We start from the raw sequence: 1,587 nt of genomic DNA, 5'->3' as shown, positions 1-1,587 counted from the left end.
ACCCAATGTCATTAAGTTAAGGAAAAATAATTAGATTCTTATATTAGAAATAATATAGGAGTCTTTTTATTTTGTAAAAATAGTTGACAAACAAGATAGAATGTGCGGCCACTTTCGCTACCGATATATATTAAGGTTGCGAAAGCGGCCCTTGTAATTAAGGAATATCTTGATTGCAAGGAGGATACATTATGAGTCACTATATTGAAAAGGTTACGGTTTCACTAGAAAATCTAATTTCAGAATTGGCAAGAAATCCATCTTTGTTCTTGAAAAATCCAGATACTGATTTTTCAAGAAACCGCAAAATTAATTTTAAGACATGTGTTGGCATTACCATGAATTCCGGCGGTTGCACGCTGAATAAAGAACTCTTGGATTTTTTCGATTTTGATGTGAATGCTCCTACTGTTTCAGCGTATACACAGCAGCGGGCTTAAATTCTACCAGAAGCATTTGAATACTTATTTCATGCGTTTACAGAAGAAAATGCTCAAACAAAAAACTTATATGAGGGATATCAACTTTTGGCTTGCGATGGCAGCAATCTAACTATTGCACCGAATCTAAACGACCCGGAAACTCTTTGGAAATCAAATCAACTTGGTGCAGCCGGTAATCACTTACATCTAAATGCCCTGTATGATGTTTTAAACAGAACTTATATTGATGCATTGGTTCAAACTGCCTCTACGTATCAAGAACACAGAGCATGCATTCAAATGATAGAAAGGGTGACATTGGACAAAGTTATATTAATTGCTGATAGAGGATATGAAAACTATAACATTATGTCTCACGCAATAGAAAAAGGCTGGAAATTTTTGATTAGAATAAAAGATGTTCACAGCAATGGCATTGCATCAGGCTTAGAACTTCCACAAACGGCAGTTTTTGATATGGATATCAATCTGATTCTGACACGAAATCAAACTAAGTCAAAGAAACAAGCAGGATATAAATTCATGCCAACAGTACAAACCTTTGATTATCTTCCAATAGGAAGCAAAGAGGATTATCCTATCTCCTTTAGAATTGCAAGGTTTAAAATAGCAGATGATTCCTACGAAACGGTAATTACAAACTTGGACCGTTTTTGCTTTTCGGCAGAAAAACTTAAGGAATTATATCACTTAAGATGGGGCATAGAAACATCATTTCGTGAATTGAAATATGCTATAGGGCTAACTAGTTTTCATGCCAAAAAAGTGGATTACATAAAGCAAGAAATATTTGCAAGATTGACCTTATATAATTACTGCGAATTAATTACAACATATGTAGTTGAACACACAGAAAATATAAGTAAGAAAAATCAGGTGAACTTTACTATTGCCATTTACATTTGCAGAGAATATCTGCGACGCAAACGGAAACTTCGTCCACCTGATGTGGTTAAACTGATAGAAAAACATATATTACCAATAAGACCTGGGCGTCGAGACCCTCGGAAAGTCAAACCTCAGGCGTCAGTAAGTTTTCTATACAGGGTAGCATAACCATTCATCATTATATAGGATTATAGACAGATGTACAATCCATCTGTCTGTTTGCCGTGCAAAAAAACAGATAACAAAATGAAAAAAG

Annotated in this window: 2 protein-coding genes; both read left to right on the top strand. The window is 34.8% G+C overall.

Going from position 1 to position 1,587, the window contains the following annotated elements:
- The first annotated feature begins 191 nt into the window (after nucleotides 1-191).
- Complete coding sequence (locus PGW42_RS15750) at nucleotides 192-440, top strand: hypothetical protein (protein ID WP_270203912.1); 249 nt, start codon at nucleotides 192-194, stop codon at nucleotides 438-440.
- Nucleotides 441-1,499, top strand: a complete 1,059-nt coding sequence (locus tag PGW42_RS15745; protein ID WP_270203945.1) for an IS4 family transposase — start codon at nucleotides 441-443, stop codon at nucleotides 1,497-1,499.
- Nucleotides 1,500-1,587: the final 88 nt, after the last annotated feature.

Origin of the sequence: Coprococcus sp. TM115-187, assembly GCF_027679115.1 — a bacterium.
In the GTDB taxonomy this organism is placed as follows: Bacteria; Bacillota; Clostridia; order Lachnospirales; family Lachnospiraceae; genus Allocoprococcus; species Allocoprococcus comes.
Note: the sequence above shows the minus strand (reverse complement) of the source record. Positions and strands in the feature narration are given on the sequence as shown.